Origin of the sequence: Gimesia chilikensis (genome assembly GCF_008329715.1) — a bacterium.
Taxonomy (GTDB): domain Bacteria; phylum Planctomycetota; class Planctomycetia; order Planctomycetales; family Planctomycetaceae; genus Gimesia; species Gimesia chilikensis.
This window is the reverse complement of record NZ_VTSR01000017.1, coordinates 221,170-240,141: the sequence shown is the minus strand read 5'-3', so window position 1 is coordinate 240,141 and position 18,972 is coordinate 221,170. Positions and strand designations below refer to the sequence as shown.

At 55.2% G+C, this 18,972-nt stretch carries 20 protein-coding genes and 1 pseudogene; 17 read left to right on the top strand and 4 right to left on the bottom strand.

Translation table 11 applies throughout. The annotated features are described in order from the left end of the window. Positions 1 to 205: 205 nt before the first annotated feature. Together FYZ48_RS21160 and trxA are read right to left on the bottom strand one after the other, a co-directional pair. Complete coding sequence (locus tag FYZ48_RS21160) at positions 206 to 2,221, bottom strand: hypothetical protein (protein ID WP_149344045.1); 2,016 nt, start codon at positions 2,219 to 2,221, stop codon at positions 206 to 208. Between the two features lie 191 nt (positions 2,222 to 2,412). Then, the gene (trxA, locus tag FYZ48_RS21155) at positions 2,413 to 2,739 is read right to left on the bottom strand and encodes a thioredoxin (protein ID WP_145044304.1); all 327 of its coding nucleotides are present in this window, start codon (positions 2,737 to 2,739) and stop codon (positions 2,413 to 2,415) included. Positions 2,740 to 3,232: 493 nt separating this feature from the next. On the opposite strand from trxA, the gene FYZ48_RS21150 reads away from it, so the two are divergent. Next, positions 3,233 to 4,183, top strand: a complete 951-nt coding sequence (locus tag FYZ48_RS21150; RefSeq protein ID WP_149344043.1) for a hypothetical protein — start codon at positions 3,233 to 3,235, stop codon at positions 4,181 to 4,183. A 43-nt stretch (positions 4,184 to 4,226) separates the two neighbouring features. Continuing rightward, the gene (purN, locus tag FYZ48_RS21145; protein ID WP_149344040.1) at positions 4,227 to 4,865 is read left to right on the top strand and encodes a phosphoribosylglycinamide formyltransferase; all 639 of its coding nucleotides are present in this window, start codon (positions 4,227 to 4,229) and stop codon (positions 4,863 to 4,865) included. Here the strand turns inward: purN and FYZ48_RS21140 are convergent. Further along, positions 4,862 to 6,220, bottom strand: coding sequence for a multicopper oxidase family protein (locus FYZ48_RS21140; protein WP_149344037.1), 1,359 nt, complete (start codon positions 6,218 to 6,220; stop codon positions 4,862 to 4,864). The genes purN and FYZ48_RS21140 overlap by 4 nt on opposite strands. Positions 6,221 to 6,285: 65 nt before the next feature. Beyond that, positions 6,286 to 7,788: a TolC family protein gene (locus tag FYZ48_RS21135; RefSeq protein ID WP_187782146.1), complete on the bottom strand. Its 1,503-nt coding sequence runs from the start codon at positions 7,786 to 7,788 to the stop codon at positions 6,286 to 6,288. A gap of 494 nt (positions 7,789 to 8,282) precedes the next feature. Here FYZ48_RS21135 and FYZ48_RS29820 point away from each other — a divergent pair. The 15 genes and pseudogenes from FYZ48_RS29820 to FYZ48_RS21065 all read left to right on the top strand — a co-directional run. Continuing rightward, positions 8,283 to 8,453 (top strand): annotated as a pseudogene (locus FYZ48_RS29820) (DeoR family transcriptional regulator); the annotation flags it as partial. A gap of 48 nt (positions 8,454 to 8,501) precedes the next feature. Continuing rightward, entirely contained in the window at positions 8,502 to 9,044 is a 543-nt protein-coding gene (locus FYZ48_RS21130; protein ID WP_232105173.1) for a DeoR/GlpR family DNA-binding transcription regulator, read from the top strand. Positions 9,045 to 9,094: 50 nt separating this feature from the next. Beyond that, positions 9,095 to 9,805, top strand: a complete 711-nt coding sequence (gene pduL / locus FYZ48_RS21125; protein WP_145191603.1) for a phosphate propanoyltransferase — start codon at positions 9,095 to 9,097, stop codon at positions 9,803 to 9,805. A 127-nt stretch (positions 9,806 to 9,932) separates the two neighbouring features. Beyond that, a complete protein-coding gene (locus FYZ48_RS21120; protein ID WP_145044299.1) occupies positions 9,933 to 10,232 on the top strand; it encodes a BMC domain-containing protein in 300 nt (99 codons plus the stop codon). Between the two features lie 137 nt (positions 10,233 to 10,369). After that, positions 10,370 to 10,639, top strand: coding sequence for a BMC domain-containing protein (locus tag FYZ48_RS21115; RefSeq protein ID WP_044238516.1), 270 nt, complete (start codon positions 10,370 to 10,372; stop codon positions 10,637 to 10,639). Positions 10,640 to 10,735: 96 nt separating this feature from the next. Further along, positions 10,736 to 11,926 carry an acetate/propionate family kinase gene (locus tag FYZ48_RS21110; RefSeq protein WP_149344033.1) on the top strand — a complete coding sequence of 397 codons (1,191 nt, stop codon included), beginning with the start codon at positions 10,736 to 10,738 and terminating at the stop codon, positions 11,924 to 11,926. Positions 11,927 to 11,977: 51 nt separating this feature from the next. Further along, positions 11,978 to 12,289, top strand: a complete 312-nt coding sequence (locus FYZ48_RS21105; protein WP_149344031.1) for a EutN/CcmL family microcompartment protein — start codon at positions 11,978 to 11,980, stop codon at positions 12,287 to 12,289. Positions 12,290 to 12,315: 26 nt separating this feature from the next. Further along, positions 12,316 to 12,837 (top strand): hypothetical protein, encoded by a 522-nt coding sequence (locus tag FYZ48_RS21100; RefSeq protein WP_149344029.1) that lies wholly within the window; start codon positions 12,316 to 12,318, stop codon positions 12,835 to 12,837. Between the two features lie 70 nt (positions 12,838 to 12,907). Next, a complete protein-coding gene (locus FYZ48_RS21095) occupies positions 12,908 to 14,332 on the top strand; it encodes an aldehyde dehydrogenase EutE (protein ID WP_149344026.1) in 1,425 nt (474 codons plus the stop codon). Between the two features lie 39 nt (positions 14,333 to 14,371). After that, positions 14,372 to 14,656, top strand: a complete 285-nt coding sequence (locus FYZ48_RS21090; protein ID WP_149344024.1) for a EutN/CcmL family microcompartment protein — start codon at positions 14,372 to 14,374, stop codon at positions 14,654 to 14,656. Positions 14,657 to 14,660: 4 nt separating this feature from the next. Next, entirely contained in the window at positions 14,661 to 15,350 is a 690-nt protein-coding gene (locus FYZ48_RS21085; RefSeq protein ID WP_149344022.1) for a hypothetical protein, read from the top strand. A gap of 46 nt (positions 15,351 to 15,396) precedes the next feature. Beyond that, on the top strand, positions 15,397 to 15,678 hold the full coding sequence (locus FYZ48_RS21080; RefSeq protein ID WP_145044291.1) for a EutN/CcmL family microcompartment protein: 282 nt from the start codon (positions 15,397 to 15,399) through the stop codon (positions 15,676 to 15,678). A gap of 59 nt (positions 15,679 to 15,737) precedes the next feature. Beyond that, complete coding sequence (locus FYZ48_RS21075; RefSeq protein WP_149344020.1) at positions 15,738 to 16,628, top strand: class II aldolase/adducin family protein; 891 nt, start codon at positions 15,738 to 15,740, stop codon at positions 16,626 to 16,628. Between the two features lie 90 nt (positions 16,629 to 16,718). Continuing rightward, positions 16,719 to 17,645 (top strand): malate dehydrogenase, encoded by a 927-nt coding sequence (locus tag FYZ48_RS21070; RefSeq protein WP_145191577.1) that lies wholly within the window; start codon positions 16,719 to 16,721, stop codon positions 17,643 to 17,645. 73 nt (positions 17,646 to 17,718) lie between these two features. Beyond that, entirely contained in the window at positions 17,719 to 18,936 is a 1,218-nt protein-coding gene (locus FYZ48_RS21065) for a hypothetical protein (protein ID WP_149344018.1), read from the top strand. Positions 18,937 to 18,972 lie beyond the last annotated feature (36 nt).

Genomic DNA, 18,972 nt, shown 5'->3' with positions numbered 1-18,972 from the left:
GTACCGCTTGATTGTGTCTCAGAAAGGGATCCATGCGCAAAGAATAAAATCACTTGACAAGATGTTCTTCATAGATGGTCCCGGATGTAATCCGGGATTACCGCAGGCAACAAGAGGTCCCAGAGTAATCGCTCGATCCGGAACCAGCACACCAACCTGCTGCGTGCCACAGTTGGTTCGAACAACTGTGCTCAAGCGACAACCGCTAACCCTCGTCGCGCAGATCCAGCTTCGTCTCCGCATCAAACGCTTCTACAGATGCTTCCGTTTCCTCATCTGCTTCGAGCGTCGCTTCTTCTTCCGCCGCTGCCTGCAGGGCCGTCGCCTTCAACGTGCCTTCAATGCCCGTCAGGTCGGTCAACTGTTGCAGCAGGTCGCGAATAATTTGTTCCGCCTGAACTTTCTCCTGCAACCACAGTTCCCGTTTCTGACCCCAGGCCGCATCGCGTGTTGCCAGCTGTTCTGCTTCAAACCGCAGCTGTTCGCTCCGCAGACGTAACTGCTCATCCCGCTCTGCAATCCATTCGGACAAGGCCTGACGTTCCTGGCGGAATTCGTCCCGGTGTCGATGAAACAGTTCCTGTGAATGATCCAGTTCCTGCCGCTCGACCGACAGCGATTCGCGTAACTGCCGGTAATGTGAAGCCAGCGCATCACGGGCCTTCTCCAGTCGCAGGAGAGCCGCTTCCTCACCTTCCGCCTGGGTCAGCTGCGCCCAGCCCTCTTCGAGCGCCAGCCGCATTTCGAGCGTACCCCGATGTGTCTCTTCGACTTCCGCCCGCAGGGTATCCAGCCGCTCGCGTCGACGTTCCAGGTTCTCTGCATGCAGTGCCAGCATGTCGTGCTGACGGCGGAGTTCCGCCTTTTGTGATTCGCGTTCCTTGTGCCAGGCTTCGTACTCGTCGGTCATCCGCTGTTTCTGGTTCGTCTCATACCGTTCGACGGAGCGTCGTAGTTCGGTATGCAGTGCCCGTTCCTTACTCAGCGACTGCTCGCGCTGCTGCAGTAAATCGCGGAAGCGGTCCAGCTGTTTCATCCGCAACAGGTGAATGCGTTCGTTCTGCTCGTGTTGCTGCTGTTGAATCTGTTGCTGACGCTGGAATTCATGCTGTTCTTTTTCGACCTGGCTCCGCAGTCGCAGCAGGTGGTTCTCCTGGAACTTGATCCGGTTCTCGATCAGCGTACGTTTCTGGTCGAACTGATCCTCCCGGGAACCATACTCGCGTTCCAGGTCCTCGCGCTGAATCGACAGCTGGTGTTCGATCTCTTCCGAACGGATGACGAAGTCCCGTTCGCGTGTGGCCAGCGCCTCTTCCTCGGCGTGGCGTTTCGAATCCCAGTCCGCCTGGCGGGTTTTCAGTTCCAGTTCGAATTTTTCCCGGCGGGATTCGAGTTCCGCTTCGACCTTGCGAATCGTCTCTTCGTGCAGTTCGCGTTCCCGCTTCAGATGATTCAGCTCGGTCTGCCGCACGCCCCGCCATTCGTCCTGATCGTGTTCCAGTTCGCGCCGCTGTTCGGTCAGCGTTTCCAGAACTTCCTCGCGAATCCGGTTCCGTTCGTTGATCAGATCCAGACGTTGGCGTTCCAGGGATTCCCGCTGTTCTGCAAATTCCATCAGGATCAGGTCACGCATTTCGCTGCGTTCCTGTTCGATCCGGTCCTGGGCTTCGAAGACTTTTTCCTGTTCGTGCTGAACCGTTTTCGCCAGCTTCTCGCACTCGACTGCTTTGCGGATCAGCTCGGTTTCTTTATCCCGAATACTGGCTTCCCGCTCGTCGTATTGCTCTTCGATCTGCGAGACCCACATGCGAATCTTGCGGCGTTCGTTATCGATTTCACCCAGCTGACTGTTGAGCGTCTGTTCCCGTCGACTGATTTCGGCGAACTGGGTTTTCAGGTAGTTCGCAATTTCACCCGCCTGGGTCAGCAGCTCTGCGCCGGTCAGTGAGGTTCCCGATTCACTGGCGCCCTGGCTCTGTGTCTCGCCCGCACCCGCAGCATGGGAGAGGCTTGCTTCCAGCGCAGCCTGTTTCTCTGCACTGAAACTGGAGTCAGCTTCGGAGGTGAGTTCGGAATCGCGATGCGGAACATCCAGACGACGCTGGATTCCATCAGGGCCGGGCAGGGGATGGGATTCTTCAGGCTCCGGCGCAGGAGGCTTAAAACCCGCAAAAGGCGGGGAAGTCTGAGATTTCTGATCCGGTCTGGTTTCTTCGCTCATACCGGGATTCCTTTCCCTGAGAAGCGCCTGACTGTTGTTCCCGCGTAAGACTGATGCTGTGAAATCCCTTTCCACTACGCATTCAGTTCGATCGGGAACGCTCGTCGGTTCAACGACAAAAAGGGCAGAAAGGCAGGATCAGCTCCTCCTCTCTGCCCACATGAGTTCAATAACCACTCAACACACTGTGGTTACAGCTGGCTGTCCAGTGATGCTGCGAAACGTTCTTTGGGAGTCACACCCACAAACGTTTCCACCACTTGACCACCTTTATAAAGTTTTACGGTCGGGATGGCGCTGATGCTGCTTGCGGAAGCAATACCGGGGTTTTCATCGGTATTCAGCTTTCCAACACGCACACGGCCCGAGTAGTCGCTGGCAATTTCTTCGATGGTTGGCATCATCATTTTGCAGGGGCCACACCAGGGCGCCCAGAAGTCGACTAATACAGGTTCAGATGCTTCCAATACTTCAGACTGGAAGTTGGCATCAGTAAATTCCAATACGTTTTCCGCCATTACTGGTTGTCTCCGTTACTATTTGGATTCGGTTGGTACTTTAAAAAAGCAGATAATATCAGTATGACCTTAGGTCCCTTGATCCTGAATTAACAGGGTGTCGACGCCAGGTGAGTTACTCCCACAATTCAGTGGAAGGTTTCAGGCAATCTCAGGTCACTCCAGGTCTGATAAGACTTTACCCTGCAATGACATCACTGGTACACTCAAGGATCGGATTGACCCCCAAGAATCACAGCAGAAAACCCCAGTTGCGCTCAGTCAAATTCTAGGGAATTATAGAGATACTCTGTTTTGTGTCAATGCTCTCTCTGAGGCGTAAAAGACCAAAAACTCTTATCAAATAAGGGATTACGCCACGCATGACCACTCGGCTGCGAATTAATTTAAGCTCGACAAATTGCCCCTGGGTCGACAAAATAGGGCTCACAGGCAATTGCCATAATACTGTTATATTAAAGAACTTATTGAAGTGAAACCCTGGGAGCAAAATATGCTGTCTTCTCGCCGAATCCGGACGCTCGTCGGACTGGTCAGTCTGCTGGCCCCGCTGACACTCCTGGCGGATGAAAAAACCAGCGAAGATCCCTTCAAACCGTTTCCGGAACAATTGCAGCCTTCCCTGTTCAACGAAGTACAAGACAAAGCCCTGGGCGGCGTCCTGGATGACGAGGAGACGCTGTACTATTACGTCCTCAATCACCTCCAGGAAACCAGTCTCCAGGATCAGAAGCAGGCCGCGGAATTTAATCTGCAGAACCGCCGCTCTGAACTGAAAACATTTCGCGAGCACCCCGAGCTCAAGCTCCCCCTCTTTCCCGATATCTTCAAAAATATGAAACGCTGGAAAGGGCGGCTGGTCACACTCACCGGGCGGGTCCGCAAGCTGGTACATTATCCCGCCTCCGAGGACAACAAGTTCGGCATTAAGACACTCTACGAAGCCTGGATGTTTACCGACGATTCGCAGCAGAATCCCGTAGTGGTCATCTGCACCGAAGTCCCCCCGGCTCTGAAAAACGGACTCCCGGAAGGGACTGATGTGATCGATCATGTCACCGTCACCGGTTACGTTTTCAAAATGTACCTCTACTCAGCCCAGGATACCTCGCGCATCGCACCGCTGATTCTCGCCCAACGACTCGAATGGACGCCCCCCAAAACCGATGAAACGGGCGGGCAACTCTTCGTCGTGATTCTGGGAACGACGTTCATTCTGCTGATGGCAGGCGTCGGCTTCATGTTGTGGCGGAATAATCAGCGGGATAAAGAGTTCCGCGAGAAACGACTGCAAACCAGCCAGGGGGAAGTCAGCTTCGACCAGCTCTCCTCCGCGACCACGTCTGCGGAGACAACGCCCCAGATCAAACCACCCGCGAACGAAACCGGATCCGCGCGCGATTCAAAATCAGACTCGTCGCCCCCTGATTCGCCACGGTCCTGAAACCATTCACCCACAACATTTCAACAGCACGAAAACGGAATTGATGACTTCAACTGTTCTGAACCGTCCCCTGAAACTGGCCGTCCTGATTTCCGGTGGCGGCACCACACTGACCAACTTCCTCGCACAGAAAGCAGCCGGCCAACTTGATATAGAGGTTCCCCTGGTAATTGCCAGTCGCCCCGGTTGTGGCGGGATCGCCAAAGCGGAAGCCGCCGGCCTCAACTGCGAAGTCATCGCCCGCCGGGATTTCGAGAATATCGAAGCCTTCAGTCATGCGATCTTTGAACGGTGCCGCGCCTGCGAAGTCGACCTGGTGACGCTTGCCGGTTTTCTTTCGCTGATTCACATCCCCGAGGATTTTCTGTACCGCGTGATGAATATTCATCCCGCGCTGATTCCCTCGTTCTGCGGGCACGGCTATTACGGCCATAAAGTGCATGAAGCCGTCGTGGCACGTGGCGTGAAGGTCAGCGGTTGTACGGTTCACTTTGCTGACAACGAATACGACCACGGTCCCATCATCGCTCAGTCCGCGGTCCCCGTGAAAGGGACCGACACACCCGATGATGTCGCCGCCCGGGTCTTTGCAGCCGAATGCGAGCTCTATCCCGAAGTGCTGCGCCTCTACGCTGCCGGTAAAATCAAAGTCGTCGAGCGTCGTACCGTCATCGCAGATTAAAGCGACTGACTCCCCGGCGGCGGACCTTTGGGTGTGCTCGAGAAGGGCGGAATGGGCTCATTGGTGTGCATGACCTTGTCGTATAGATCCGGGGGCAGCACCCGCATCACGGTAAACAGACCGTGCACGCCATGGTACCAGCCTTCACGCATCCCCTGCGTCTCACGGCGGCTGGTCAGTTTGTGAATGTCTTCCTTCGACAGTTTCGCACTGGACATCATCTGCGGAAAGCCGGGAACAATTTCTTTCGCATCTTTCCACTTCTCGCGCACAATCGGTCCGACCTGGGTCACCATATGGTTCATCATGTGATGGAACATGTGACAGTGCAACACCCAGTCCCCCGGGTTGTTGGCGATGAACTCCACATCCCGTGCCTGGGCCACGCCGACAATCACGGTGTTACCCGGAATCCACGCCGACTCCGGAATGCGGCCCCCCTCCGTTCCCGTCACCCAGAAAGTGTGCCCGTGCAGGTGCATCGGATGCTGGTGCAGCGTACTGAAATTCAGGAAACGGATTCGTATCCGCTCACCCAGTTTGCAGACCAGTGGCGTCGTATAAGGACCGCAGCGGCCATTGATGGTCAGGAAGTTCCAGTCCATCGAAGTCGTATTGGGAATACTGGCGTTCGGCATCATGGAGAACTGCTGTGTCATCAGCACGAAATCCCGATCCACAACCGGTTCGTACGCCACCTTCGGGTGAATGATGAAGGGGACCACCATCCCAATCGCCTCCTGCATCGCAACGTGCGGATGCAGAAAATAGCTCCCTTCCTGGTGCACGTCGTACTCATACACGAACGTCTGACCGGGTTTGACCAGGGGTTGTGTGACGGCGGGAATCCCGTCCATGTAGATCGGCAGTTCCAGCCCGTGTGAATGCAACGTCGTCGCTTCGGGGAGATCGTTTTTGAACACAATCCGTACCCGCTCTCCCTGGTACATCTCCAACGCCGGTCCGGGAAAATCCCCGTTGTAACCGTAGGCATCCATCCAGATCCCCGGCAGGACCTCGCGGCGGACGGGCATCGCATGCAGATGAAACTCGCGAACCCCATCGATGACTTTACCGCTGGTGGTCTTCAGGTCCGGTGCGGTAATTCCCACGGGAGGTTCGCCAGTCTTCCCCAGGCCTGGGACCAGCTTGCCCCGGTCGGTCGCGCTGCCGATCGGACCACCCAGCCCCGGATGCAGGCGGGGGTAACCATCATTGTTCTGATCTCGATTCTGCTGTTCGGTCGTCGAGAATGAGTCGTTCTGCTGGCCCAGTACCGAACGGCTCGCGAACAGACCTGCGGTCGCTGCCGCACCCTGTGCCAGAAAATTTCTGCGATCTTGGGGAGTTGTCATCGTTCCTCTTTCATCAGGCCGACTCGCCTGGTTTTGATTCACTTTAACTGATGGTTCAATTCGCTTTAGCGGGGCTTAGGCACCGCGTCGATGTGTCCGCCACCCATGGGGGCCGGCGGTATATTCAGTCCGCCCGTCAACAGCATGCCGCGAATTGCTACTTCCGTTTCCTGATTCTGCAACTGGCTGCGGATGTAATCCTGCTGCAGGTTCAAATACATCTTCTGTGCCATCAGCACGTCCATCCAGGGAGCCCGTCGTTTGTAATAACTGTCGTGCGTAATTTCGTAAGCCTGTTTCGCCTTAGGCAGCATGCGGTCCCGGTAAGCTTCCACATGCTGACGGGAGGTCCGGTAATCGCGATAAGTGTGCGAAAGTCGGCTCATCAGCGAGAGTTCTAACCGCTTCACATTGGCCCGCGACTGATTCAGGTCGGCCAGTGCCTGGTCCACCGTCCCCTGGTTCCGGTCAAAGATCGGAATCGGCAGCCCGACCGACACGCCCGCCACCGAGTTGTCCGTTTCATAGTTATGGCCAAAGTCCACGTTCAACAGGACATTCGGAATCGGCTGCACCTTTTCCCGTTCTACGGTGATCTCATCATGCTGCACCCGTTCCCAGGCAGCTACAATCTCCGGGCTGCTTTCCAGCAGTTGATTGAGCACCATATTCCAGTCCAGCAGTTCGTTCTGCGGTTCCAGCGAACCAATCAAAGTTGTGCATGCGAGTTCGGGCACGCCCACCATTGCTACCAGTTCACGCCATTCCTGCTCCAGATCGTTCTCAGCGGTCTGCAGAGTGAGACGCACCTTTTGCAGGTCCACTTCGGCCTGCAACAGTCCCGACTGATTGGTCTGTCCCAGGTTGAGCATCTCCTTGTGGGTCTGCAGGTTATCTTCCGCATTCGCCAGCAACTGCTTCTGCACTGCCAGTAACTGCTGCGCTGCGAGGGTCCGGTAGTAATGAATCTGCACATCGTTGAGTACCCGCGTGCATTGTGCCTGCAGGTTCGTCTCTGCGATACACATCTGCTGCGTCCACTTGGCGCGACTCAGCTTCAGCTTGCCGCCGGTGACGATCTCCTGTGATACAAACCCACCCTGCAACTCGCCGGGGGTTCCTTCGATGCCGATCTGATCCGCTTTATAACCCATCACCGGATTCGGTTTGAGGCCGGCCTGATAGGCGGCACCCCGGGCAGCATCCACCCGAGCCTGGGCTTGAATCAGGGTCGGGTTGTGTGCCTGGGCCAGTGCTTCGAGTTCCGCGAGAGAACAGGAATTCGCGGGCAACGCTGTCGTGTGATCGGGTTCGGGGGGCAGGGGGGCAGCGATCTCAGAGAGCGGCAGCTCCACCGGTTCTTCATGGGCCACCAGTTTTGTTTCCGCAGCCTGCTGCGATTCTGGTGCGGGGGCGGTCTCTTCTTCCAGGGAAAGTGTGTACGACGCTTCCTGTTTTTCAGCCGCGGGAGTTTCCGACTTCCGGGCCAGGTAGGACGCGGGACCTGCAGCGCAACCGCAGAGCGTGCACGTGAGCAGTGAAACGGCTATTGAAGATTTGACTTTCACTCCGGTCCTCCCTGAATCCTGTTTCCACGCGATCCTCGCGCAGCCTTCCATGGGAGGTGATCGACGTGAGCAGGGGGCTGAGTGATCATCAATCACTGAAACAGACAGCAAATGTGCAGATCAGAATCGTTGAAACCGGGGAACCGCTAGAACTGACAGAACCCGTCCCACTGGCAGTGACCGGTATCCAGGGTGAAGAAACAGAGAATTCAGGCCCTGAAATGTCTCCAAAAAGCGACTCAAGTCCCGGTTCTGATGTAAGTTTGGGACATAGACTTCCGTCAAACCAGGAAAGCAGGCGGGACTTTAGCGAATTCCGCTCTCAGATGAATATTTGCTTTAGGAAAGATGAGGTCTCTGGGAAATATCAAAACAACTGACAGTTTTTGATTGAAAGTGAAATATATTGAGTGTATTTTGAAGATAATGATTGAAAGAAAGCGCTACGAGAGGCATATTCTTTAGGGAAATAGATCGTCTCAGGAGGAGTTTGTATGTCAATGTTACTTGACGAAAGACGGGAAAGCATCCTAAAGATTGTCGAAAACAAGGGGTTTGTCTCCCTTGTGGATTTGATGGATTCTGTCGGTGCCTCGGAATCTACGATTCGGAGGGATTTGGAGTATCTTGACGGAATCGGTCAGATTCGTCGCACTCGTGGTGGCGCTGCTTACGTGGGAGAGTCCTTATCCACTTTTGAAGATCGGTCTTTTATGTCGTCCAGGCAAAAAAGGCTGGTTGCTCAAGCTGTGGCAGATCTGATTGCTCCCGGAGAGGCTGTGCTGATGGATGGAGGCACAACCACTCTCGAAGTCGCTCGTCAACTGGCGGGCAAAGAACTACAGGTCGTCACCAATTCACTCCCGATCGCCAATCTGCTGGTCAACCAGCCCAAGGTCGATCTGATGTTGATCGGAGGCTTCCTGTTTCCCAAAACCGGCGTCGCGTTGGGGAAGACGGCTGTGGAATCGCTGAAAAGCGTCCATGTGCGTCGCCTCATTATCAGTGTCGGCGGAATCACGGAAGACGGGCTGTACAACAGCAACATGTTACTGGTGGAAACGGAACAGCAGATGTTTGCCGCTGCAGAAGAAGTGATCGTGGTGACTGACAGTACCAAATTCGGGCATTCGGCTCTGGCCTACCTCTGCCCGCTGGCGGACGTCGATCACATCGTCGTGGACGACGGAATCACGGAAGAGTGGCAGCAGGTACTCCGCGATGCCGGCATCAAACTCACGATTGTCGAAACCTGACAATTCTGAATCGATCATCGAGACCATACAATAAATTGAGATCAGATATTATGACACAACTGAAAAATTCCATCTCTCGTTCGCAGGTAGAACAACTGGTTCGTCAGGCTTTATCTCAACAACTCCCGGGCACATCAGCTCCGGGACTGCAGACGGCTCCGAACCCCCTGGTTGTGAATATCTCAGCACGACACGTGCATCTCTCTCAGGAACACCTGGAAGTCCTGTTCGGCAAAGGCGCTGAACTCGAAGTCCAGAAAGACCTCTACCAGGATGGCTACTTCGCCGCCACCCAGACCGTGGCGATTGTCGGCCCCCGCCGCCGGATGATTCCCAACGTTCGCGTTCTGGGACCTTGCCGTGGTGATACTCAGGTCGAACTGGCCTACACCGATTCGATCTCTCTCGGACTGGACCTGCCCGTCCGCATCAGTGGCGACATCAAAGGCACACCCGGTTGTGTGCTGATGGGACCCCAGGGAGTCGTCGAACTCGATTTCGGCGTGATCCGGGCTGCCCGTCACGTTCACATGTCACCGGCTGACTGTGCTTACTATGGTTGTGCCAACGGCGACAGCCTGCACCTGCGGGTTGATTCCCCCGGCTGCACCACGGTCCTCGAAGATGTGGTCGTACGCGAAAACCCGGACGTCAAACTGGAAGTCCACATCGATACCGACGAAGGCAACGCCGTCGACCTCGATCATGCGACTTCGGTCAAACTCTTCGTCCCGGAATCCTGTAAATGCAAACACAGCTGATCCTCAACAGATCAGCCACCGGTGCGTCACGCGGATGCATCGCTTAATTCCTGTTGCGGATCCGGGTGCCGGGTCCGTAGAAATCACGAACTGTTTTTTTACTGTCTCTAACAAGGAGAACTGACTCATGGCGAAAGCAATGGAAGCCCTGGGAATGGTGGAAACAAAAGGGCTGATCAGCCTGATTGAAGCCGCCGATGCAATGCTCAAAGCAGCCAACGTACAGATGATTGGCTGGGAAAAAGTAGGTAGCGGTCTGGTAACCGGTTTTGTTGTCGGTGATGTCGCTGCTGTCAAAGCTGCTGTCGACGCCGGTGCTGCTGCTGCCAGCAAAGTTGGCGAAGTTGTCAGCGTACAGGTCATTCCTCGTCCGCACGAAGAACTGGCTAACGTACTGCCCAGCAAGACTGCCGCTGCCAAGAAATAAATAACGGGTTCTGAACTTTGACAGCTGAAGTCCCTGAATCTGAACGCTTTGAGGATGAACATAACCAGTTGACGTTCAACTGGTATGAAGCAACACAGGATTCAGCTCAACCCATTACATTGAAAGAGAAAAACATAATGAGTTCTGAAGCAATTGGTCTGATTGAAACAAAAGGTCTGGTCGCTCAAATCGAAGCTTCCGACGCCATGCTGAAAGCTGCCAACGTGACTCTGGTTGACCAGATTCAGATTGGTGGTGCCTACATTACCACCGTGATCCAGGGTGATATCGGATCGGTTCGTGCTGCTGTTGACGCTGGTGCTGCTGCCGCTTCTCAGATCGGAGAACTGGTTGGTGCACACGTCATCGCACGCCCCTCCGAAAGCCTGATGTCACACTTTATGTAAGAGACGTACTGTTGGTTCTTCCCGAAGTTCGCTGTTGAACAGAGGGAAAAGGGAAGTCGAAACACCAGTCCTCAAGTCACAGAATGGATTCCTGCAATGAAAGTACTAGTTGCCAATTTAGGTTCTACCAGTTTCAAATATCGCCTGTTTGATATGCCCGCAGAAGTGCAGCTCGCACGCGGGGGCATCGATCGGATCGGCGGCGAACAGTCACACTGTTTCGTCGAAATTGGTGAGCATCGGGAAGAGCACGAACAGAACGTGCCCGACCATGCAGCCGCCGTCAACCTGTGTCTGTCTCAGTTGACCAACTCCGAATGGGGTTGCCTCGAGTCAGCCGACGAAGTTGCCGGTATTGGTTTCAAAGCGGTCTTTGCCGGAAACATGAGTGGCGTACGTCTGGTAGAAGAAACCCTGCTGACCAAAATGGAGGCCCTGTCCGACATCGCGCCGGCTCACAATCCTCCGTATGCCCGGGCTATGCGACAACTGCGTCAGGCATTCCCTGAGATCCCGCTGGTTGCCGCACTCGAAACCGCCTTCCATGAAACCATCCCGCCGGAAAATCGTACCTACGCCATCCCGTTCCAATGGGACGAAGAGTACGAAGTCAAACGCTGGGGGTTCCATGGTGCCAGTCACCGGTATATCGGCTCACGTATGGCCGAGCTCACCGGTAAAGACGATCTGAAGGTGATTTCCTGCCACCTGGGAGGCAGCAGCTCTCTCTGTGCCATGCACGGAGGTGTCTCTAAAGCCAACAGTCTGGGTATGAGCCCTCAGACAGGATTGCCCCACAATAACCGTGTGGGTGATTTTGATCCGTTTGCTCTGCCGGTTCTGCAGAAGGCCACCGGAAAATCTCTGGCGGAACTTCTGGAAGACCTGTCGAGTCAAGGTGGTCTTTTGGGAATGAGCGGATTGAGTGGCGACTGTCGCGATCTGGAAGAAGCGGCCGCCAACGGACACGAGCGGGCTCAACTGGCCCTGGGCGTGTTCCACTCAGCGATCCGGCATTACCTGGGAGGTTACATGACGGTTCTGGGCGGCGTGGATGCGATTGTTTTCACGGGTGGAATCGGTGAGAACAGTGTCAGCCTGCGAGAAAAGGTCTGCAGCAACCTGGAATGGGCGGGAATTCGACTGGATCCGGAACGCAATCAGAATGCGTCCGAGGAATCACAGATCCAGGCGGACGACAGCAACGTACAGATCTGGGTCGTGCCTACCAATGAGGAGATTGTCGTAGCACGGCAGACAGTAGAAACCATCGAAGGGCGTGCGTAACGCCCCGAGAATAGAAGTATCCTTTTACGGGATTAAACAGGAGTTGGTTCGATGTTTGTAGGACGTATCACCGGAAGCGTCGTTTCGTCTCAGAAAGTCGATGCGATGGTCGGTCAGAAACTGTTGATTGTCGAACCGTTGCGAGTCAATGAAAAAGACCAGAGTGATCTGACTCCCACCGGACGGTCGTTTATCGTCGTCGATACCGTGGGGGCAGGGCAGGGAGAGGTCGTGCTGTGTGTGCAGGGGTCGTCAGCCCGCTTCACGCCGGAAACCAAAAAACTGCCCATCGATGCAGCCATCATCGGCATCGTCGATCAGGTTCACATTGGCAACCAGGAGATTTTTAACTCGAAGGACTGAAGTTCGTTCTGAACGGGAATCAAATCATGGCCAGACAGTTACCGCAGGCAACGCCAGAGCAGAGGCACCGGACGATGTTCATCATCTGGTTTGCCCTGATCATGGGTGTGGTGACCTTTGGTGTGATCGTGGTTGGAATCCTGGGAAAGGACGAAGCACCCGGCGACGATCTGCCGCTCCTGACATATGTGGGGCTGGGTGCTACAGCGGTCATGCTGGTATTACGCACCTTTGTGCCGGATCTGGTAGGACGCAACATGTTCAACCAGGCCATGGAGAGAATTAAGACAGAGAATATTCAGGACGAAGATGAGGTTCTGGCAGCCTACGATCAGATTTTCATGTCTCGTCTGATTGTGGGACTGGCCTTACTGGAAGGAGCAGCGATGCTCAATCTGGTGGCCTACATGACAGAGAGCCAGGTACTTTCACTCGTGGCTGTCGGCATATTGCTGGTGGTCATGATTGCTTCGGTACCGACCAAATCAAAACTGGAAGCATGGATTCGCAACCAGATGGAAAACTATAACCTGGAAAACCAAAACTGAAATAAAACAGACTGAGTCCGCCACAGGAAACACCCGCTTTCACAGCAGGCGGCTCGGGGAGAGATAGATTATGCAGGCGACAGAAGAAGCCATTCGCAGTGTCGTTCAGGAAGTGTTATCGCAGCTCAATAACCGGGGTGGCTATGGTTCCGCACCCGCGGGCGGCGATGGCGACTGGGGCGTGTTCAACAGCGTCGACCAGGCGGTTGCCGCTGCCACCGCAGGTCAGCAGCAGTTGCTCAAGGCTACACTGGAAGACCGGGCCAAGGCACTCGAAATCGTGCGGCAGATCTGCGATACCCAGGCAGAAGAACTGGGCCGCATGGAACTCGAAGAAACCAAAATCGGTCGCCTCGATCACAAAATCGAAAAACTGCATCTGATCAAAAGCATTCCCGGGATGGAATTCCTCAAGACCGAAGCCGTCTCCGGGGACAACGGGATCAGCCTCACCGAATACGCCCCGTTCGGCGTCATCGGTGCCATTACTCCCGTAACACACTCGCTGCCGACTCTGGCCTGTAACTTCATCAACATGGTCGCCGCCGGCAACACACTGGTCGTCAACCCGCACCCCAGCGGAGCGAAAATCGCCTGCGAAGGAGTTCGTCGCTTCAACCAGGCCATCTACCAGGCGACTGGACTGCAGAACCTGGTGACCATCGTCGGCAACCCGACCCTGGAAACCGCTGACGAAATCTTCAATCACCGCGGTATTCCGTTGCTCGTCGTGACCGGGGGACCGGGCGTTGCCCGTGCTGCTCTGGCCGCTAAGAAGCGTGCTATCGTCGCCGGACCGGGAAATCCTCCCGTGGTCGTCGATGAAACTGCCGATCTCGACAACGCCGCTAAATCGATCATCATCGGGGCGGCCTACGATAACAACCTGCTCTGTATCGGCGAAAAAGAAGTCTTCGCCGTCGAAAGTATCTTTGATCAGCTGATGTCAGCCATGGGACGTCATGGCGGATTCCAGCTGAACGCTCAGCAGGTCGCACAACTTACATCGATGGCCTTCGCTCCTCCCAAAGAACCGGGCGGACACGCTGTACTCAACCGCGACATGATCGGCAAAGACGCCGCCGTGCTCGCCGGGATGATCGGCGTCAATGTGCCGGCCGGAACTCAGTTACTTTACGGCGAAACCGATACGAACAACCCCTTCGTACCGGAAGAGCAGATGATGCCCTTCGTGCCTTTCGTTCGCTGTCGCAACGCCGATCACGGAATCGAGCTGGCCAAAGAATTCGAACACGGATTCCGACACACCAGCATGATTCACTCACGCAACATTGAAACCATTACCAAAATGGGGCGCGTCATGGATACCACTCTGTTTGTGCAGAATGGTCCCTGTGGAGCAGCCCTGGGCAACGGTGGTGAAGGCTATGGTTCCTTCAGTATCGCGACACCAACCGGGGAAGGGGTCACCAACCCGCTGACCTTCACCCGCTTCCGTCGTTCCACCACTGTCGGACATTTACGAGTTATCTAAGTTACGTTTCGCGGATCACCGCTTCAGGATTGAAATCATATGTTGACAGGCAGAGTCATTGGACGGGCAACCGCCACGGCAAAGCATCCCAGTCTGGCAGGCTGGCGACTGCTGCTCGTCCAGACACTGGATATCGAAGGCAACGCAGATGGATTTCCTGAACTGGTCATCGATCAACTCGGGTGCGGCAAGCACGATCTGGTGCTGTTGACATCAGACGGGGCTGCCGTCCGGGAAATGGTGGGGGTCGACAATACCCCCATCCGCTGGGCCACCATGGGTGTGCTCGATGAAGATCAGGTGTCTCCGGGGAAAAAGAAATAAACCAATGCAGATTTCTGAAGAACTGGTCAATCAGGTCGTTGCCGATGTCTTGTCGACCCTCTCCCGTCAGGGGCAGGTCACACAGACAGCAGGCAGCGGTATGACCCAGGTCAGGAACAGTTCCTCAGTCATCCTGTCAGAGAAAGTCATCACGGCCGACCTGCTCGCAGAGAAAGCCAAAGGACAGACCGTCATCGGCGTCACCGCCGGGGCCATTCTGACCCCTTCGGCCAAAGATTATCTGCGGGAACACAAAGTCGAGATCCAGCGTGCAACAGCCGCTGCTTCCTCAAAAGCGAAGCAGGGGGGCACCTGGCGGGCGATTGTTCTCAGTCGGGCTGGCGTGGTGGAACAGGCTCTGACGAATATCGAACAACAGACCGGCGCAAGCTGGTCACAGGAACTGGCAGGTTCTCTGGACGAAGCGGTCCAGGGGGCGGTCAGCAGTTTATGTCGAGCCGATGCAGCAGGCGTGGTCCTGTTTGTCTCGGCAGCAGAGAAAGCAGCCTGCCTGGCGAATCGGAATCAGAAAATCTGTGCCGCCGCCATCCAGGATGTGAATCACCTGCGAACGGTTGTGTCGCAAATGAGTCCAAACCTCGTTTGTATCAACCCGGAGCAGAAATCGTTTATTGAATTGAGAAACCTGATGAAAGCCTTTGTCTCCGCCGGCACTCCGCATCCGGAAGTCTGAGTGGGGCACAAAGTCGAATTCAGGGAACAACACAGGGAACCAGATTATGAAAATCGCAGAAGTCATCGGCAAAGTGACACTGTCACGCAAGCATCCGAGTCTGGACGGCGCGCGGTGGATTATCGGGATTCCCTTGAAGAGCGACGAACTGAACACAAACAAGAAAAAGAAAACGGAACCGTTTGTGATCTACGATGAGTTGGGTGCTTCACCTGGCAGCCTGATTGCTGTCAGTGAAGGAGCGGAAGCAGCAGCTCCCTTTAATCCTGATACCAAACCGATCGACGCCTATGTGTCGGCCATCCTGGATCAGGTTGAAGTTTACTAACGACCAGTCACACAAACTGAAAACACATACTTTTTAAATTTACGTTGGGAGTCAAAACCATGTCGAGTCAATGGAACAGTGGAATTCACGACCGGAAACTGAAAGAAGAGATCTGCGAAATCGGACGTCGCGTCTACAACAAAGGCTTCGCGGCTGCCAACGACGGCAACATCTCGATTCGCGTCGGAGAAAACGAAGTACTCTGCTCACCCACGATGATCTGCAAAGGTTTCATGAATCCCGAAGACATCTGTGCGGTTGACCTGGATGGCAACCAGATCGCCGGTACCCGCAAGCGGACCAGCGAAATCCTGCTGCACCTTTCCATCATGAAAGAACGTCCCGACGTCAAAGCCGTCGTGCACTGTCACCCGCCTCACGCAACCGCCTTCGCTGTTGCCCGCGAGCCGATCCCACAGTGTGTGCTGCCCGAAGTCGAAGTCTTCATGGGTGAAGTGCCTCTGGCTCCTTACGAAACACCGGGCGGACAGAAATTCGCCGACACTGTGCTGCCTTTCCTCAAGGGGGGCACCAACACGATCATTCTGACCGGTCATGGTACCGTCAGCTTCGGTAAGTCTCTGGAAGACGCTTACTGGAAAACCGAAATTCTGGATGCGTACTGTAAAATCCTGCTGCTCTCCAAGCAGCTCGGACGCATCAACTACTTTACGGAAAACGAAACCCGTGAACTGCTCGACCTGAAGCAGAAGCTCGGTTTCGACGATCCCCGTTTCCACGTTGAAGACTGTGATCTCTGTGGCAACAGCGCCTTCCGGGAAGGTTATACCGAAGGTCTGCCGCAGCAGAAAGCGTTTGAGCAAGCTCCCAGTTACCCGGGATACCTGCAGAAACCATCGACCCAGCCCGCAGCAGCACCCGCTGGTGGCAACTCAGATCAGCTGATCAAAGCGATCACCGATCAGGTCATGTCAGCCCTGGGACAGTAATCCCCGGGCCGTCGTCCCGAGCGAACGCTCGGGCAAACGTTTGCAGAATTACTCACAGCTCACTTCGTCATAAATAGAAAAGATTTGATCATGAATGTCAGTATTATCGGTGGTGGGGGACTCGTTGGTTCCTGTGCTGCCTTTGCATTACAGGCCGGAGGCATTGTCCGGGAAATCGCTCTGGTAGACGTCAATCAGGAACTGGTCGAAGGCCAGGCCCTGGACCTGCTGCACGGCAGCTCTCTGACAGCAGATCAGAAGATTTATGCGGGGGGCACCGAACTGGTGAAAGACAGCGATGTAATCGTCATCACCGCCGGTCTGCGTCGTAAGCCCGATGAAAGCCGCCTGGACCTGATCAACCGCAACGTTGAACTCTTCAAAAACATTCTGGCTGATGTCAAACGTGTCGGTACCAAACCCGGAGCGATTGTCTTCGTCGTCTCCAACCCGGTCGACGTGCTGACCTACCTGGCCATGAAAGAACTCGGACTGCCGCCTCAGCAGGTCATCGGTCTGGGTACCGTTCTTGATACCACTCGTCTTCGCAGCATGCTGGCAGCCCGTCTGGATGTCCCTCCGACACAGGTTTCCACTCTGATTCTCGGCGAACACGGCGACAGCATGGTTCCCGTCTGGTCAGCTGCCCAGGTCGGCGGACTCCCTCTGGACAAGTTCCCTGGTGTGAATGCCGGTCTGATTGCCGAAGTCGAAAAGAAAACACGTGGCAGCGGAGCTGAAGTCATCAAGAAAAAGGGCGGAGCTGGTTTCGCTGTCGGCGTGAGTATCGCCGATGTCGTGCACTGTATCGCCCTCGACCAGCGTCGCATTCTGCCGGTTTCATCACTGCAGGATGGTGCCTTTGGTCTGCGGGATGTCTGTATTTCGGTTCCGACCGTCATGGGACGCACCGGCGTCATGCAGCACCTGGAAATCGAACTCTGGCCCAAAGAACAGCTGGCTCTGACCCAGTCCGGCCGGGTTCTGCGGGAAACCGTCGACAAAGTCCTCGGCTGATTCTCAGCCGGGTGACCACCTGAAGTGTTATATGCGTTCTGCTTTTGCGTTTTGTTTTTGAAATGATTGTGTGATGGAAAAATCTCTCGACAGGAAGCTTCAGTCAATTCACGCTGACCCCAGCGGCTCGAAAGAGTTTATCATTGCTGATGCCAAAGACGCCGACATGGCCTTCGGCATCGGTGCCCCCGGACTCTCTCCGGAACGGCACGACCAGGAACTCAAATACAAAACGCTGGCAGAATATCGTCAGCAGATACGCGAAGTCATCAAGCAGGAAGTGGTCGACATCGTCCTGATGTCTGCCAGTACCAGCGAAAAACTGACGATCGACGAGCGTCTGTTCGACAACTCACCGATCACTCCCGCCGCCCGGGCGAACGACACGACGGACGTGCACGTTCCCCGCGGAGGCAAACTGCATCTACCGCCGGCCAAACCGTTCCGGTCAGCCAGCCTGGACCACATCCAGTGCGGACATCTCGATTGTAAGCCTGAAGAACGCGCCTACGGAGCTGACTTGGGTCTTTACTCAGTAACCTTTAATAACAATCTCGAAGAAGACCTCGCGACCCTCGAACGCTACAAGGAATTTCGCGAAGAAGCCGAACGGAAGAAGTTCCGCCACTTCCTCGAGATATTCGATCCGAACATCAGTAACGCGGTCGCCGCAGATCTGGCCCCCGGTTTCATCAACGATCTGATCGCCCGGACTCTGGCCGGCGTAGCATCGGCGGGACGTCCTGTCTTTCTGAAGATGGTCTACCACGGTCCGCGGGCCATGGAAGAACTAGTCGCCTATGATCCGCACCTCGTCGTCGGTATTCTCGGCGGTTCGGCAGGCACCACGCTCGATGCATTCCAGCTGATCTACGATGCCCGGAAATACGGAGCCCGTGTCGCCCTCTTTGGTCGCAAGATCAACCAGGCCGAACATCAGCTCGCCTTCATTCAGTTCCTGCGTTACCTGGTCGAAGACAAAATCCAACCCGCAGATGCCGTCAAAGCCTATCACGGCGTGCTGCAGGAACTGGGCATTAAACCGCACCGCGATCTCGAAACCGATCTGACTTACCAGACCGCCGTGATGAGCTATGGCGGTGAAGACGGCAAAACCTTCAGCTTTCCGGAGAAGAAAGCAGGTGGCAAGCCAGCGACCCCATCCGCAGAGAAACCAGCGGCTACACCCGCAGCAGGGAAGACTCCGGAAGCTCCGAATTTCGCAGCCATGAGTTCCGTAGAAAAGCTGGCCTATCATCAGGCACGCCTGAACCGTATGTTCGGGAACTAACTTCCGGACGCAGTCTGTTGAGACATCAGAGCAGGC

Excerpts from the sequence above, each read along its gene's own strand:
- FYZ48_RS21140 (WP_149344037.1), bottom strand. The coding sequence starts at position 6,220 with ATGACAACTCCCCAAGATCGCAGAAATTTTCTGGCACAGGGTGCGGCA.
- FYZ48_RS21090 (WP_149344024.1), top strand. The coding sequence starts at position 14,372 with ATGTTGACAGGCAGAGTCATTGGACGGGCAACCGCCACGGCAAAGCAT.
- FYZ48_RS21100 (WP_149344029.1), top strand. The coding sequence starts at position 12,316 with ATGGCCAGACAGTTACCGCAGGCAACGCCAGAGCAGAGGCACCGGACG.
- FYZ48_RS21115 (WP_044238516.1), top strand. The coding sequence starts at position 10,370 with ATGAGTTCTGAAGCAATTGGTCTGATTGAAACAAAAGGTCTGGTCGCT.
- FYZ48_RS21120 (WP_145044299.1), top strand. The coding sequence starts at position 9,933 with ATGGCGAAAGCAATGGAAGCCCTGGGAATGGTGGAAACAAAAGGGCTG.
- FYZ48_RS21095 (WP_149344026.1), top strand. The coding sequence starts at position 12,908 with ATGCAGGCGACAGAAGAAGCCATTCGCAGTGTCGTTCAGGAAGTGTTA.
- FYZ48_RS21105 (WP_149344031.1), top strand. The coding sequence starts at position 11,978 with ATGTTTGTAGGACGTATCACCGGAAGCGTCGTTTCGTCTCAGAAAGTC.
- FYZ48_RS21075 (WP_149344020.1), top strand. The coding sequence starts at position 15,738 with ATGTCGAGTCAATGGAACAGTGGAATTCACGACCGGAAACTGAAAGAA.
- FYZ48_RS21085 (WP_149344022.1), top strand. The coding sequence starts at position 14,661 with ATGCAGATTTCTGAAGAACTGGTCAATCAGGTCGTTGCCGATGTCTTG.
- trxA (WP_145044304.1), bottom strand. The coding sequence starts at position 2,739 with ATGGCGGAAAACGTATTGGAATTTACTGATGCCAACTTCCAGTCTGAA.
- FYZ48_RS21160 (WP_149344045.1), bottom strand. The coding sequence starts at position 2,221 with ATGAGCGAAGAAACCAGACCGGATCAGAAATCTCAGACTTCCCCGCCT.
- FYZ48_RS21130 (WP_232105173.1), top strand. The coding sequence starts at position 8,502 with ATGTCGTCCAGGCAAAAAAGGCTGGTTGCTCAAGCTGTGGCAGATCTG.
- FYZ48_RS21065 (WP_149344018.1), top strand. The coding sequence starts at position 17,719 with ATGGAAAAATCTCTCGACAGGAAGCTTCAGTCAATTCACGCTGACCCC.
- FYZ48_RS21110 (WP_149344033.1), top strand. The coding sequence starts at position 10,736 with ATGAAAGTACTAGTTGCCAATTTAGGTTCTACCAGTTTCAAATATCGC.
- FYZ48_RS21070 (WP_145191577.1), top strand. The coding sequence starts at position 16,719 with ATGAATGTCAGTATTATCGGTGGTGGGGGACTCGTTGGTTCCTGTGCT.
- FYZ48_RS21150 (WP_149344043.1), top strand. The coding sequence starts at position 3,233 with ATGCTGTCTTCTCGCCGAATCCGGACGCTCGTCGGACTGGTCAGTCTG.
- FYZ48_RS21080 (WP_145044291.1), top strand. The coding sequence starts at position 15,397 with ATGAAAATCGCAGAAGTCATCGGCAAAGTGACACTGTCACGCAAGCAT.
- purN (WP_149344040.1), top strand. The coding sequence starts at position 4,227 with ATGACTTCAACTGTTCTGAACCGTCCCCTGAAACTGGCCGTCCTGATT.
- pduL (WP_145191603.1), top strand. The coding sequence starts at position 9,095 with ATGACACAACTGAAAAATTCCATCTCTCGTTCGCAGGTAGAACAACTG.